Origin of the sequence: Pseudomonas sp. 58 R 12 (genome assembly GCF_900005865.1) — a bacterium.
Taxonomy (GTDB): Bacteria; Pseudomonadota; Gammaproteobacteria; order Pseudomonadales; family Pseudomonadaceae; genus Aquipseudomonas; species Aquipseudomonas tritici.
In genome coordinates this window covers 388,908-403,122 of the sequence record NZ_CVTP01000008.1, presented here as the reverse complement: position 1 = coordinate 403,122, position 14,215 = coordinate 388,908, and the positions used below count along the sequence as shown (strand labels likewise).

The following is a 14,215-nucleotide window of genomic DNA, read 5'->3' as shown; positions in this document are numbered from 1 at the left end:
ATCACCATAGCGGTGGTTTACGACCGGCAGCACTTGGCCGAAGGCGGGCGGGGACTGCCTTGTTTCGGCTGCGTCATGAGGCCGGTCCTCATGGAAAGAGCCCCTCAGGGCGCTCCAGTCCGAGGTCGAGGTAGCTGCGAACCTCAGGACTTGCGGCGCTCGAAGCGCGCACGTAGCAGCTTTGTACTCAGGTCTTCCCAATGCTCGACGAACGCGACGCGCGCGGTCTCGAAATCCCTGCTGCGCAGGCACTCGATCAGGTGTTCATGATCAGAAACAATCTCCTTCGGGTCTTCATAGCAGGGCTGCTGCAGCACCAGTAGCAGCTCAATCTCGCTTTCCAGCATCGCATAGCTTCGCCGCAGTCGCGGGCTGCCGCTCGCATGGATAATTGCCCGGTGAAAATCGCCATCTGCGGTGACGATTTCCGAACGCGGTGCATCGGCCGGCGCGCGACGCAGTGTTTCCACGGCGCTCAGCGCGGCGGGCGGAATCTCCCCGCTGAGGATAATCATGCGTACCGCCTCGGTTTCAAGAACCCCGCGCAACCTGGCGATATCGACGATGTCGTTTGGCCCGAATTCGGGTATGCAAAAGCCACGATTAGGCACCTTCAGCAACAAGCCGAATGAGACCAGTAATTGAGCCGCGCTGCGGAACGTGTTGCGTGCCACCTCGTACTCATCCGCCATTCTGACGTCCCTCAGGAATTCGCCTGGCTCGAAGTCACCGTTCAGGATCCTGCCCTTGAGCTTTGCAGCCAGCACCTCGACCGCCGAGGGCTTGGCTGAGTGGGTGTCAATGTTCGCGCTGGGAAAAATCATTTTATACAACACCAGGGTGGGGGCTCGGCTGAGGGTTGATTCTAATATGTTTGGGCGGCTGGGCACCAGCAACCAACCTTGAGTGCTCCGTGTTTGTTCTACAAAAATAAAAGTAGGCAAAAATAATTCACTAAGTTTTCTTGTTTAAAATCAAATATTTGAGGATGTTTTTTGAAAGTTAACCCGTATATCTCGAAAAAAATTGGGCTTAATCTCTTTCAATATAAAAAATTGTAGCACAATATTCGGGCATCAAAGACGTGCGCGGCATCGCATGTCCAGGGCCAGGAGTTCAGCGATGCAAGTGATTCAGAACGATCTGCACAGTGAGGACCTCGCAAGCTTGCAGGGTGATTTGGCGGCGCCTTTTACCCCGGTCTCCCTGGAGGAAGGCACACGGATCCTGCGCGAGCAGTTTGGCTTAAGTGCGGACCTCACCCGGTTCGCGACGGAAAAGGACGATACGTTTCGGTGCGACTGCCAGGGCGGCACGTCTTATGTGCTGAAAATCGCCAACCCGCGGGAGGTTCCGCTGGAACTCTCGCTGCAGGTCGAAGTGATGCGGCACATTGAGCGCAAGGCGCCGCAGCTTCCGACCCCCAGGGTTTATCAATCGCTGGAGGGTGAGTACCTGACACGCATTACCACGCGCAATGGCGATTCAAGGCAGGTGCGGCTCATGAGTTTCCTGGCAGGCACGCCGCTCGACAAAACCTCGGTGAAACCGCTAGGGCGCGAGCATATCGGCCAATTGCTTGCCCGTCTCAGGCTGGCCACTGCCGATTTCTCCCACCCGGCAGAGTCGCGCAAGGTGTGCTGGGATGTTCAGCACCTGAGCACACTCGAGCCCCTGATCAACTGTGTGGCTGAGCCGCTGCGCCGCCAGCAATTGGAAACGGCGCTTGAACGGTTTTCTGCGGTTGAGGGCTTGATCGCCGGATGTCGGCAGCAAGTGCTGCACAACGACTTCAACACTTCAAACATTGTGATTGATACGCGCAGCAAGCAGTTTGTCAGCGGCGTCATTGATTTTGGCGACACGGTCAAGACCGCCATCGCCATTGATGTCGCCACGGCCATGATGAACCAGTTAGGCACGGTAGGCGCCGATGACTCGGTGGATATTTTTGCCCCGGCAAAAGATCTCCTGCGGGGCTACCTTCGCATCGCCGACCTCACCGGCGCAGAGCTGGCCCTCATCCCGCACCTCGCAATGGCGCGCTTGACCGCCCGAGCCTTGATTACGACCTGGCGCTCGCAATTGTTCCCGCACAACAGCGCGTACATCTTGAGGAATGCTGCGCCCGGCTGGGGCCAGCTCGACTGGATGCTTAACCGATCACCCGCGCAAATGTCAGAACTCCTGATGTCCTTCGCCGATTAATGCTTCCTTGCTAAAGGGGATTCAAATGAGCAATTCAAAAATCGAGGCTACCCGTGGTGATATGCCAAACGGGTTCAATCCGGCCAATATCGAGAGGCTGGACGTCACGACGCGCGAGCATATCGAGCGGCGCGCCAATCTGTTAGGCCCGGCCTATCGGTTGTTCTATAACGAACCCGTGGGCGTGGCCCGTGCGAAAGGCGCTTACCTGTATGACAAGGACGGCAATGAGTATCTGGATGCCTACAACAATGTCGTGTCGGTGGGGCACTGCCATCCTCGCGTCATCGCGGCGATCACCGAGCAATTGAGTACCCTGTGCAGCCACACCCGCTATATGCAGGACGGCATTCTCGATTATGCCGAACAGCTGCGTGCGACTGCGGATGGCGAGATGGGCGCTGACGGGCAGTTGATGTTCACGTGCAGTGGCTCGGAAGCCAACGACCTGGCAATCCGCATTGCGCGCCATCACACCGGTAACACCGGCGTCATCGTGACCGCCGAGGCGTATCACGGAAACTCTGCCACCGTGGCGGCGTTTTCACCCTCGCTGGGGGCTAACGCCAAACTTGATCCGTTTGTTCGGCAGGTCCCTGCGCCAGACTCCTACCGTATTCCGCGTGAAGCGCTGGGGCGCTATATGGCGGACCAGGTCAGTGCGCAGATTCAGGATATCCAGCGCCATGGCGGTGGTGTCGCGGCCTTTATCGCCGACTGCCTGTTCTCCTCCGATGGCGTGTTTTGTGACCCGGTCGACGTGTTCGGCCCGATTGCCGAGGTCGTGCGTAAAGCCGGAGGCTTGTTCATTGCCGATGAAGTTCAGTCCGGCTTTGGGCGCAGCGGTACGCACTTCTGGGGCCATCAGCGGCATGGCGTCGTGCCGGACATCATCACCATGGGCAAACCCATGGGCAACGGTTACCCCGTGGCGGGCTTGATGGTACGCCCGGAAGTCGTTGCGAGTTTCGGGCGCGACATGCGTTATTTCAACACCTTCGGCGGTAATAGCGTGGCGATTGCCGCAGCGCAGGCAACGCTCGACGTCATTCGCGAAGAGCAGCTCATGGCCAACGCCAACCGTGTGGGAGGGCTGGTCATGGCCGGTCTGAAAGACCTGGCCCAGCGCTATGAGCCGATCGGCGATGTGCGCGGCACCGGCCTGTACTTCGCTGTTGAATTGGTCACGGACCGGAGCTCGAAAGCGCCTGACATGAAAACGGCGCTGCGCCTGGTTAACCATTTACGTGAGCAGCGGGTGCTGATTTCCGCCACGGGACCGGATGCGAGCATCCTGAAAATTCGCCCGCCACTCATCTGGACGCCAAAGGAAGCGGGTCGACTGCTGGATGCGCTGGAAAAGGCGTTTGCTGCGTTGTGAAACCCTGGCCTGTCGCGCTGGCAAAGTCTGCCGGGCCAGGCCAAGTAAACGGTAGTTTGTTGCAGGTAGCCCATGCTTTTAACCGTTTATGCATGGCCTCGTGGTGATGTAATAACCCCATGACGAGCGATGCCCCAAGCGTCGAACTGCCTGCCCCGCTATGACTTCATCCCTCATTAAGGACCGCATTCATGAGCTTTCTTCGCCCCAAATACATCACCTTCGACTGCTACGGCACCTTGACCAATTTCAAGACGGCAGCCTTGACGCGCGAGCTGTTCGCCGACCGTGTTCCCGCTGAGCGCATGGATCAATTCGTCAAGGATTACGCCGCTTACCGCCTGGACCAAGTGATGGGCGACTGGCTGCCGTATGACGTGATTCTCAAGACCGCCCTGGCGCGCACGTGCAAGCGATGGGGGATCGAATACCGCGACGAAGGGCAGCTGTACTACGATGCCGTACCGACCTGGGGCCCGCACGCGGATGTGCCCGCGGGCCTGGCAAAAATCGCCAGCAAGATTCCACTGGTGATCTTCTCCAATGCGATGGACGAGCAAATCATGTCCAACGTCGACAAGCTCGGCGCACCCTTCCACAAGGTCTTCACCGCGCAGCAGGCCCAGGCTTATAAACCGCGTTTGGCGGCGTTTGAGTTCATGCTCGACAACCTCAACTGCGGGCCGGAGGATGTGCTGCACGTGTCGTCAAGCTTCCGTTATGACCTGATGTCGGCCCACGACATGAAGATCAAGCACAAAGCGTTTGTCGCCCGTGGTCATGAGCAGCCCGCGCATGCCACCTTTGGTTACCATCAGATTTCGGACATTGGTGGGTTGCCTGGGCTGGTAGGGCTTTAGCGCGCCTGGAGAAAAAATCCACCCGCCGGGTTGAGGCTAACCCGATTTGAACAATGTATGCAGCGTAAACGGCTACCGACGCCAACGGGTACTTCAAACATGCCAGCTCCCTTAGTTTCCATAAAAACCACACCCGAACTGCCGACGGAGGCTGATGTGGTTGTGATTGGCGGCGGCATCATCGGCGCGTTTACCGCCTATTACCTGGCCAAGCGCGGCTTCAAGGTGGCCCTGGTCGAGAAGGGCATGATAGGTGCCGAGCAATCGAGTCGTAACTGGGGTTGGTGTCGTCAGCAAAATCGCGATGCGCGCGAGTTGCCGATGGCGACTAAAAGCCTGGAGTTGTGGGGGCAGTTCAGCGCGCAAACGGATGAAGACACGGGGTTTACCCGCTGCGGCCTGCTCTACCTCAGCAACAACGAAAAGGAGCTCGAGGGCTGGGCACGCTGGGGTGAATTTGCCCGCACCGTCAACGTCGAGACTCATATGCTCTCTGCGCAACAGGCTGCTGAGCGCGGCAAGGCAACCTGCAAACAGTGGAAAGGCGGGGTGTTTGCGCCCACTGACGGCATTGCTGATCCTTCCCGCGCTGCGCCGGCGGTTGCTCGCGCGATCATGAGCCTGGGCAGCACGGTGCATCAGGGCTGCGCCGTCCGTGGAGTCGAGACCGAGGCGGGTCGATTGTCTGCGGTGGTTACCGAAAAAGGCACCATCCGTACCAAGCTCGCGGTGCTCGCCGCGGGTGCCTGGGCGTCCTCCTTCTGTCGCCAATATGGCATTCGTTTTCCCCAGGCCACCATTCGGCAGACTGTGCTATCGGTAAGCGCGCCTTCTCAGGAAATACCCAGTGCGCTTCACACGGCCGGCGCCTCCATGACGCGCCGCGCCGATGGCAGCTACACGCTGGCGATCAGTGGTAGAGGGCGTGTCGACGTCACACCGCAACTGCTTGGTTTCGCTGCGCAGTTTCTGCCGATGTTTCAGCGCAGATGGCGCAACCTTGCACCTGGCGGACTGGAGGGCATTCGCTCGGGCCATGAAAGCTGGAAACGCTGGCGCCTGGACCAGCCGACGCCGATGGAGAAGATGCGAATTCTCGATCCGAAAGCGGATGCCTCTGCGGTTGCACTGACCTACAAGCGAGCGGTGGAGCTGGTTCCTGCTTTAAAGGGCACAAAGGTCAATGCCGCCTGGGCCGGTTATGTGGACAGCACCCCTGACGGCGTTCCCTGCATTGGCGAAATGCCTAGCCTTCCGGGGCTGGTGCTGGCAGCCGGGTTCAGTGGGCATGGATTTGGTATTGGTCCAGGCGCAGGCCACTTGATAGCCGATATCGTCAGCGGCGCAGCGCCCATTGTTGATCCGCGACCGTATCACCCGGACCGCTTCCAGTCCTCGTCCTGGGGTAAGGTTGCGGACTTCTGAGCCCGCCGCCGGTGATTGGCGTGCTGCCGCAAACCAGGGACTGCCCGGCCGACAGCCTCGGCAGATCCTTGTGGGGCGCTGTGCATCGCTGAGTCTGTCTCCTGGCCGGCGACACCAGTGCGGTGTCGAGGCCGGGCGTGAGTGAGCAGCGTGGCAGCGAAGGTGAAGGCGAGGGGGTTATCCGTGATGGACATGGGAGGGCTTCATGACGGGGGGGAGGCAGGCGTTAACCCAAACAGGGTTACCCCATAAAGGCACCGGTTTTTGGTTTTGCTGTGGCAAGCCCGCTCGCCACAGCAAGCGGGCTTGCCACCGTTAACAGAGGATCAGCGATTAAACCGCTCAACCAACGCATATTGGGTGGATGCGGTACTTGTCAGCTCCTTGCTCAGGTCAGTGGATTGATGGGCTTGTATCGAGGTCTGGTCAGCCAGTTCGGCGATGGTGGTGATGTTGCGGCTGATCTCCTCGGCGACCGCGCTCTGTTCTTCGGTGGCGGCGGCGATCTGGGTGGTCATGTCGGTGATATGGGACACCGCTTCGCTGATGCCTACCAGGGCCTGGTCAGCTTCGAGCACCCAGGCGACGCCTTCCTGCGCTTGGCGTTGACCGTTTGCCATGCTGTTCACGGCGTTGTTGGAGGACGCCTGCAACTGGGTAATCAGCCCGTGGATCTGGGTGGTGGATTGGGAGGTGCGTTGCGCCAGTTGGCGCACTTCGTCGGCGACGACGGCAAAGCCGCGGCCCATTTCACCCGCACGGGCCGCTTCGATAGCCGCGTTGAGCGCCAGCAGGTTGGTCTGGTCGGCAATGCCTTTGATCACATCCACCACACTGCCGATTTCGTCGCTGTCCCGAGCCAATTGCGCCACGGTGACGCCAGTCTCGGCGACGACAGCGGACAGGCGTTCGATGGCTTCACGGGTATCCCGCGCCACCTCACGACCGCGTCCGGTCAGCACGTTGGCTTGCTGGGTGGCATCCGCGGTGCGCTGTACGTGGCTGGCGACTTCCTGAGTGGTCGCGGCCATCTGGTTGACGGCGGCGGAGACTTGTTCGGTTTCGACACGCTGGCGGTCCAGGCCCTTGGAGCTGGCAGAGGCCAACTGATCGGATTGCCCGGCCAGGGCACTCAATTGTTCAGCGCTGTCCTGCAGACGGGTGAGGCAGGTTTTCAGGCGCGCGCTCTGGCTGAGGAACGCTGTTTCCAAGCGTGCCTGTGGCCCCCGGGCGTCGCTGTACATCTGCGCGATCAACGCATCCGACGTCGAGGGTTCGACACCTTGCAACAGGCGCAAGGTGCTGCCTTGGCGCCAGCGTGAGCAAAGCATACCGACCGGCACAGCGACGGCGACGGCCACTGCAATAGCCAGCGGTGCACTGAGGAATAATCCAGCGAGGCTGCCAGCCAGTCCGGTTGCCACGTAAGGCACGCAACTGACGGCGGCCGGCAGCCAGGCATCCTGGCGTGGCACGCCCGGTTTGCCCCGGCTGATACGCTGATACAGGGCCTGGGCCCGGCGGATTTCGTCGGCGCTGGGCTTGACCCGCACTGACTCGAAACCGACAACCTTATTGCCTTCAAAAATCGCCGTGACATAAGCGTTGACCCAATAGTGGTCACCATTTTTCGAGCGATTCTTGACGATGCCCATCCACGGCTGGCCTTGTTTGAGCGCGCTCCACATGTGCGCAAAAACGGCGGGGGGCACATCAGGGTGACGTACGATGTTCTGCGGCGCGCCGATCAGGTCGGCGCGTTCAAAGCCGCTGATCTCGACAAAGGCGTCGTTGCAGTAAGTGATGACACCGCGGACATCCGTGGCGGAGATGAGTTTTTGTTGCGGCGCGAGGGAAATCTCGCGTTGTGTTACAGGCTGGTTATTGCGCATTCAGACTACTCCCTGGTTGCCCTCAGTCCATCGGCGCCAACTGCTAAAAGGTTAATGCACATTGGCTAATTCGCCAGCCACTGGTCAAAAGCCTGAAATTTGCGGATGAAACCCCTCATAATGGCGGCCATTTTTGTTTAGCCGTTATTCTGGTGTGCCCCCATGGAAATCAAGGTCAACTTTCTCGACAACCTCCGGCTTGAAGCCAAGTTCGATGACTTCACGGTGATTGCCGACCAGCCCATTCGCTACAAAGGCGATGGCTCGGCACCGGGGCCGTTCGATTACTTCCTGGCGTCGTCGGCGTTGTGCGCGGCGTACTTCGTGAAGCTCTACTGCGAAACACGCAATATCCCCACGGACAATATTCGCCTGTCGCAGAACAACATTGTCGACCCGGAAAACCGCTACAACCAGATCTTCAAGATCCAGGTTGAGTTGCCGGCGGATATCTCCGACAAGGACCGCCAGGGCATCCTGCGCTCCATCGACCGCTGCACGGTTAAAAAAGTGGTGCAGGCCGGGCCTGAGTTCGTCATCGAAGAAGTCGAAAACCTGGACGCTGATGCCCAGGCGTTGTTGATGCCAGGTTCTACGGCCGAGGGCGGTACCTACATTGCCGGCAAAGACCTGCCACTGGAACAGACCATCGCCAACATGTCCGGCATTCTCGCCGGCTTGGGCATGAAGATCGAAATCGCTTCGTGGCGCAATATCGTGCCCAACGTCTGGTCGCTGCATATCCGCGATGCACACTCGCCGATGTGCTTCACCAACGGCAAGGGCGCGACCAAAGAGGGCGCCTTGGCGTCGGCACTGGGCGAGTTCATCGAACGGCTCAACTGCAACTTCTTCTACAACGACCAGTTCTGGGGCGAAGAACTGGCGAATGCAGCCTTCGTGCATTACCCGGATGAGCGTTGGTTCCAGCCAGGTCCCAAGGACGCACTGCCAAGCGAAATCCTCGACGCTTACTGCCTCAAGGTTTACAACCGCGATGGCGAACTGCGTGGTTCTCACCTGTTCGACACCAACTCCGGCAACGAAGCGCGCGGGATTGTTTCGCTGCCATTCGTGCGCCAGTCCGACGGGGAGGTGGTGTACTTCCCGTCCAACCTGATCGAAAACCTTTACCTCAGTAACGGCATGAGTGCGGGCAACACCCTGGCTGAAGCCCAGGTGCAATGCCTGTCGGAGATTTTCGAGCGTGCAGTGAAGCGTGAAATCATCGAAGGTGAGTTCGCCTTGCCGGACGTACCGGCCGAGGTCCTGGCCAAATACCCTGGCATCCTGGCCGGTATTCAAGGCCTGGAAGCCCAGGGCTTTCCGGTATTGGTAAAAGACGCCTCGTTGGGCGGTGAATTCCCGGTGATGTGCGTGACCCTGATGAACCCACGCACCGGCGGCGTCTTCGCCTCCTTCGGCGCGCACCCGAGCCTGGAAGTGGCGCTGGAGCGCAGCCTCACCGAGCTGCTGCAAGGCCGCAGTTTCGAGGGTTTGAATGATCTGCCGCAGCCGACCTTTGAAGGCCAGGCGGTGACCGAGCCGAACAACTTCGTCGAGCACTTCATCGACTCCAGCGGCGTGGTGTCGTGGCGTTTCTTCAGTGCCCAGTCGGACTACGAGTTCGTTGAGTGGGATTTCTCCGGCGAAGGCGAAGACTCGAATGCCCAGGAAGCCGCGACGCTGTTCGGCATCCTTGAAGGCATGGGCAAAGAATCCTACATGGCGGTGTACGAACACCTCGGCGCCACCGCGTGCCGCATCCTGGTGCCGGACTACTCGGAAATCTACCCGGTGGATGACCTGATCTGGGACAACACCAATAAGGCGCTGTTTTTCCGCGCGGATATCCTCAACCTGCACAGCCTCAATGAGGAAGAGCTGCAAGCGTTGGTCGAGCGTCTGATCGAAAGCGAGCTGGACGACTACACCGATATCACCACCCTTATCGGCATTGAGTTCGACGACAACACCGCCTGGGGTCAGTTGACCATTCTGGAGTTGAAATTGCTGATCTTCCTCGCCTTGCAGCAACACGAGGAAGCCAAAGAGTGCGTGGAGATGTTCCTGCAGTACAACGACAATACCGCTGAGCGTGGCCTGTTCTATCAAGCGATGAATGCGGTGCTGGAGATGGAACTGGACGACGACCTGGAACTGGCGGATTACGAAGCCAACTTCCGCCGCATGTTTGGCAATGAGCGGATGGACGCGGTGATTGGTTCGGTGAAGGGCGATGTGCGGTTCTATGGCCTGACGCCGACCAGTATGAAGCTGGAAGGGTTGGAGCGGCATCAGCGCTTGATTGAGAGTTACAAGAAGCTGCATTCGGCGCGCGCCAACATCACCTCAGCCTGACGCTGATCCCTGTGGGAGCTGGCTTGCCTGCGATGCGAACACCTCGGTGTTTCAGAGGTACCGAGGTGACGCTATCGCAGGCGAGCCAGCTCCCACAGGGGATCGATGTCGGATGTTAGATGTGTGCCAGGGCCTGCGCCAAATCCGCGCGCAGGTCCTCTACATCCTCAACGCCCACCGACAACCGCACCAACCCATCGCCAATTCCCAACTGCGCCCGCGTGGCGGCCGGAATGCTCGCATGGGTCATGATCGCCGGGTGTTCGATCAAGCTTTCCACGCCGCCGAGGCTTTCAGCCAGGGCGAAGATCTTGACGTTTTCCAGGAAGCGCGTAGCGCCGGCCAGGTCGCTGTTCAGGTCAATCGAAATCATCCCGCCAAACCCACGCATCTGTTTTCGTGCCAGCTCATGCTGCGGATGGGACGCCAGGCCTGGGTAGTACACCCGCGAAACGTGCGGTTGCTGCTCTAGCCAAGTGGCCAGGTCCAAGGCGTTGCTGCAATGGCGCTCCATGCGCAGTGCCAGGGTTTTCACGCCGCGCAGCGTCAGAAAGGCATCGAAGGGGCCAGCGATGGCGCCAACCGAGTTCTGCAGGAAGCCCAGGCGTTCAGCCAGCTCGGGGTTGTCGCCGACAATGGCAATGCCGCCGATGACATCGGAGTGGCCGTTGAGGTATTTGGTGGTGGAGTGCACGACCACATCAAAACCCAGCTCCAGCGGGCGCTGGATCCATGGGCTGGCGAAGGTGTTGTCGGCCACGCAGATGATGCCGCGATCGCGGCAGATGCGCGCGATGGCGCTGAGGTCGGTGAGGTTCAGCAGGGGGTTGCTGGGGGTCTCGACCCAGACCATGCGCGTGTCGTCCTGCAAGCTGGCCTCAAACGCCGACAAATCACTCAGGTCGACAAAGCTGAAACGGTGCCCGGCGCTGCGTTGGCGCACCTTGTCGAACAGACGGAAAGTGCCGCCGTACAGGTCATTGCCGGACACGATATGGGCGCCGGCATCCAATAATTCCAGCACCGTCGAGATCGCCGCCAGCCCGGACGCAAAAGCGAATGCCTGGCTGCCACCTTCCAGGTCCGCCACGCAGCGCTCCAGGGCAAACCGTGTCGGGTTGTGCGAGCGGCCGTAGTCGAAGCCCTTGTGCACGCCGGGGCTGTCTTGCAGGTAGGTGGAGTTGGCGTAGATTGGCGGCATCAACGCGCCGGTGGTCGGGTCGGGGAATTGCCCGGCGTGGATCACTCGGGTGGCAAATGCGCTTTTATCAGACTGACTCATGCCAGGGACCTCCGTAAGTGGTTGAGCAGGTCGACGCGGGTGATCAGGCCGTGGAAGCCCGAGGCGTCGGCAATAATGGCGACCAGGCCGCGATCCAGTTCCGCCTGCAATTGCGCCAGGCTGGCGCTGGGGGCCAGGGTTTGCAGGGTGTCTGTCATGGCGCTGGAGACGATCATGGAGAAGTGCGTGGCGTCCTGATGCAGGCCCAGCAGGATGTCGGATTCATCGATCACGCCCACCAATTGCTTGCCGTCCACCAGCACCGGCAGTTGGGACACATCAGCCAGGCGCATGCGCTGGAAGGCGGTGAGCAGGGTGTCGTCCGGGCTCACGCTGATCACGCGGCCGTCTTCGAAGCGCCGCGCGATCAGGTCACGCAGGTCGCCGTAGTGCTTGTAGTGCAGCAGGCCCGCGTCGGTCATCCATTGGTCGTTGTAGACCTTCGACAGGTAGCGTGTGCCCGTGTCGCACACAAAGGTCACCACACGCTTGGGCTCGGTCTGTTCGCGGCAGTAACGCAGGGCGGCGGCGAGCAGGGTGCCGGTGGATGAACCGCCAAGGATGCCCTCGGCCTTGAGCAACTGCCGGGCGTGGTCGAAGCTTTCTTCATCGCTGATGGAATAGGCGTGGCGCACGCTGGACAGGTCGGCAATCGAGGGGATGAAGTCCTCGCCAATGCCTTCCACCGCCCAGGAGCCCGGTGTGTCCAACCTGCCGCTGCGGCTGTATTCGGCCATCACCGAACCGACGGGGTCGGCGAGCACCATGGCCAGCTCGGGCTGCACGCGTTTGAAGAACCGCGTCAGGCCGGTGAGCGTGCCGGCCGAGCCGACGCCCACCACAATCGCGTCCAGATCATGCTGGGTCTGGGCCCAGATCTCCGGCGCGGTGCTGGTCTCGTGGGCCAGGGGGTTGGCCGGGTTGTTGAACTGGTCGGCAAAGAACGAATCGGGAATGTCCTCTGCCAGGCGCGCGGCCATGTCCTGGTAATACTCGGGATGGCCCTTGCCCACGTCGGAACGGGTGATATGCACCTCGGCGCCCATGGCCTTGAGGTGCAGCACTTTTTCCGTGGACATCTTGTCAGGCACCACCAGCACCACCCGGTAGCCCTTGGCCCGGCCGACCAGTGCCAGGCCCAGCCCGGTGTTGCCGGCGGTGGCTTCGATGATCGTGCCGCCAGGGCGCAGACGGCCGTCGCGTTCGGCGGCATCGATCATGGCCAGGCCGATACGGTCCTTGATGGAACCCCCGGGGTTTTGCGATTCAAGTTTGAGAAACAGCGTGCAGGGACCGGTGTCGAACCGGCTGATCCGAACCAGCGGCGTGTTGCCGATAAGCTCGAGGACGGCGGGGCGGGAAGGGCTGGGCATGGCGTCACCGGTGCGAGTGGGCGTAGGTGGGACAGCAAAGTGCAAAGCATGCCTTGGACCATAGGCCTGGATCGCAGCGCTCGCAACCGGGTGGTCCGCTGTTTATCTTTTTTTGGCGCATTGGCCGTCAGGGCGGGTTTTGTCGATGCGATAACGACGTTGAAGACGCTTGCATCACTTGATCCATAACCTGGGCCTGCCAACCGAAGTACGGATTGAATGTCAGCCGCGCATGCACTTTGCCCGGCTCGCGATAACCCCAATCCGAATACCAAACGGGGTCGCCTGCGCGACATCGCGCAAAGTCCTCATCGGTCTGGCCGTTCAAGCAAACAGGCTGGCTGCCGCTGGGCCCGTAGAGGGGATTGGTGGGGGCGAACAACACCCCCATATGGGAGAACTGGCTGATCCGCTCTGCGGGCAAGTGGTCATTGCGTACCAGGACCCGCGGCATTGGTTGTGCGCTGTTGGGGTCGCCGTACCAGATCATTCGCGAAGCCGGGTGGGTGAAACGCTCGGCGAAGGTTTGCTTTACAAAACCGACGTCTATCACCGAGTCATGGGCAGCGCTGACGATCAGTACGGGCCGATCAAACGGCCGGTCTTTCAGTTTGTCGCGTACTGACTTGCTGGTCTGGTAGAACTGGGCAAAGCCATTGGTGGGGATGTTCTGGTAGCGCAGCGGTGTTTGTTGCTGGCGAGGGCCGGCAGGGTCGCGCAGCCAGGGTTTGATGTGGGCCAACCAGGACGACAGCCAAATGTAACGATTGCGTGCCTTGAACGCGGGCGAAAACATCAGCAGCCCGGCAATGCTCGGATCTTCAATAGCGTACTCCAACACCAGATTGGCGCCCGTGGAGAAACCGCCGAGATAGACTTGATCCACCTCCTGACGCAGCAGCGCCACGTGTTGTGCCACCGTCCTGCGCCAATCCTCGATGTTAACGTCGAGCATGTCCGACGGTTGCGTGCCATGCCCTGGCAGCAGCAGCGTGCGCACGCGGTAGCCCCGCGACGCCAGTTGCGCGCCAATGTCGCTGAAGGACCCCGGTGAGTCGCCCAAACCGTGCACCAGTAGCACGCCGTGGCCATTGGGCGTTTGCGAGACCCATTCGCGCGGCGCATTCCAGTCCAGTTCCAGCCTGTGGTCTGGGTTTTGGAAACGTCGGTCACGCTCAAGGTCCACCAGCGTTTGTTGGCGGTATTGTTCGAAACTCGACGGCGCAGGTGAGGGCAGTACGGCTGAGTGGGCGGTGCAACCGACCAGGCTGAGCAGCATCAGTAAATGCAGTGATTTCATCGAGTCCCCCCCCAAGCGGCGCAAAACGCAGCCGACCTTACGCGTCGATCAGGTCTGTCGCCAGTCTGATAGCGAGCAATCACCCTGGAAAAATATAACGATTAGTAACTGCTGTCTAAAGCGATCGGATTGC

The 14,215-nt window shown here is 60.2% G+C and carries 10 protein-coding genes; 5 read left to right on the top strand and 5 right to left on the bottom strand.

Annotated features, from left to right (window positions below):
* Positions 1 to 143: 143 nt before the first annotated feature.
* Positions 144 to 824 carry a GntR family transcriptional regulator gene (locus BFP95_RS05405; protein ID WP_065872911.1) on the bottom strand — a complete coding sequence of 227 codons (681 nt, stop codon included), beginning with the start codon at positions 822 to 824 and terminating at the stop codon, positions 144 to 146.
* 298 nt (positions 825 to 1,122) lie between these two features.
* On the opposite strand from BFP95_RS05405, the gene BFP95_RS05400 reads away from it, so the two are divergent.
* From BFP95_RS05400 to BFP95_RS05385, 4 genes are all read left to right on the top strand, one after another.
* On the top strand, positions 1,123 to 2,208 hold the full coding sequence (locus BFP95_RS05400; RefSeq protein ID WP_065872912.1) for a phosphotransferase: 1,086 nt from the start codon (positions 1,123 to 1,125) through the stop codon (positions 2,206 to 2,208).
* 25 nt (positions 2,209 to 2,233) lie between these two features.
* On the top strand, positions 2,234 to 3,589 hold the full coding sequence (locus tag BFP95_RS05395) for an aspartate aminotransferase family protein (RefSeq protein WP_065909483.1): 1,356 nt from the start codon (positions 2,234 to 2,236) through the stop codon (positions 3,587 to 3,589).
* A gap of 191 nt (positions 3,590 to 3,780) precedes the next feature.
* On the top strand, positions 3,781 to 4,449 hold the full coding sequence (locus tag BFP95_RS05390) for a haloacid dehalogenase type II (protein WP_065909481.1): 669 nt from the start codon (positions 3,781 to 3,783) through the stop codon (positions 4,447 to 4,449).
* Between the two features lie 99 nt (positions 4,450 to 4,548).
* Positions 4,549 to 5,874, top strand: a complete 1,326-nt coding sequence (locus BFP95_RS05385; protein WP_065909479.1) for an NAD(P)/FAD-dependent oxidoreductase — start codon at positions 4,549 to 4,551, stop codon at positions 5,872 to 5,874.
* 326 nt (positions 5,875 to 6,200) lie between these two features.
* On the opposite strand, the gene BFP95_RS05380 is transcribed toward BFP95_RS05385, so the two are convergent.
* Positions 6,201 to 7,706, bottom strand: coding sequence for a methyl-accepting chemotaxis protein (locus BFP95_RS05380; protein WP_371914450.1), 1,506 nt, complete (start codon positions 7,704 to 7,706; stop codon positions 6,201 to 6,203).
* A gap of 222 nt (positions 7,707 to 7,928) precedes the next feature.
* On the opposite strand from BFP95_RS05380, the gene BFP95_RS05375 reads away from it, so the two are divergent.
* Positions 7,929 to 10,127 (top strand): OsmC domain/YcaO domain-containing protein, encoded by a 2,199-nt coding sequence (locus BFP95_RS05375; RefSeq protein ID WP_065909474.1) that lies wholly within the window; start codon positions 7,929 to 7,931, stop codon positions 10,125 to 10,127.
* A 115-nt stretch (positions 10,128 to 10,242) separates the two neighbouring features.
* On the opposite strand, the gene BFP95_RS05370 is transcribed toward BFP95_RS05375, so the two are convergent.
* The 3 genes from BFP95_RS05370 to BFP95_RS05360 all read right to left on the bottom strand — a co-directional run bounded on the left by BFP95_RS05370 (position 10,243) and on the right by BFP95_RS05360 (position 14,082).
* Positions 10,243 to 11,409 carry a cystathionine gamma-synthase gene (locus tag BFP95_RS05370; RefSeq protein ID WP_065909472.1) on the bottom strand — a complete coding sequence of 389 codons (1,167 nt, stop codon included), beginning with the start codon at positions 11,407 to 11,409 and terminating at the stop codon, positions 10,243 to 10,245.
* A complete protein-coding gene (locus BFP95_RS05365; protein ID WP_065872918.1) occupies positions 11,406 to 12,782 on the bottom strand; it encodes a pyridoxal-phosphate dependent enzyme in 1,377 nt (458 codons plus the stop codon). The genes BFP95_RS05370 and BFP95_RS05365 overlap by 4 nt, the downstream gene beginning before the upstream one ends.
* A 127-nt stretch (positions 12,783 to 12,909) precedes the next feature.
* Positions 12,910 to 14,082: an alpha/beta hydrolase gene (locus BFP95_RS05360; RefSeq protein WP_083224200.1), complete on the bottom strand. Its 1,173-nt coding sequence runs from the start codon at positions 14,080 to 14,082 to the stop codon at positions 12,910 to 12,912.
* Between the last annotated feature and the right edge of the window lie 133 nt (positions 14,083 to 14,215).

What these genes read in the sequence shown, in the direction of transcription:
- BFP95_RS05405 (WP_065872911.1), bottom strand. Translation starts at nt 824, where the DNA reads ATGATTTTTCCCAGCGCGAACATTGACACCCACTCAGCCAAGCCCTCG.
- BFP95_RS05400 (WP_065872912.1), top strand. Translation starts at nt 1,123, where the DNA reads ATGCAAGTGATTCAGAACGATCTGCACAGTGAGGACCTCGCAAGCTTG.
- BFP95_RS05395 (WP_065909483.1), top strand. Translation starts at nt 2,234, where the DNA reads ATGAGCAATTCAAAAATCGAGGCTACCCGTGGTGATATGCCAAACGGG.
- BFP95_RS05390 (WP_065909481.1), top strand. Translation starts at nt 3,781, where the DNA reads ATGAGCTTTCTTCGCCCCAAATACATCACCTTCGACTGCTACGGCACC.
- BFP95_RS05385 (WP_065909479.1), top strand. Translation starts at nt 4,549, where the DNA reads ATGCCAGCTCCCTTAGTTTCCATAAAAACCACACCCGAACTGCCGACG.
- BFP95_RS05375 (WP_065909474.1), top strand. Translation starts at nt 7,929, where the DNA reads ATGGAAATCAAGGTCAACTTTCTCGACAACCTCCGGCTTGAAGCCAAG.
- BFP95_RS05370 (WP_065909472.1), bottom strand. Translation starts at nt 11,409, where the DNA reads ATGAGTCAGTCTGATAAAAGCGCATTTGCCACCCGAGTGATCCACGCC.
- BFP95_RS05365 (WP_065872918.1), bottom strand. Translation starts at nt 12,782, where the DNA reads ATGCCCAGCCCTTCCCGCCCCGCCGTCCTCGAGCTTATCGGCAACACG.
- BFP95_RS05360 (WP_083224200.1), bottom strand. Translation starts at nt 14,082, where the DNA reads ATGAAATCACTGCATTTACTGATGCTGCTCAGCCTGGTCGGTTGCACC.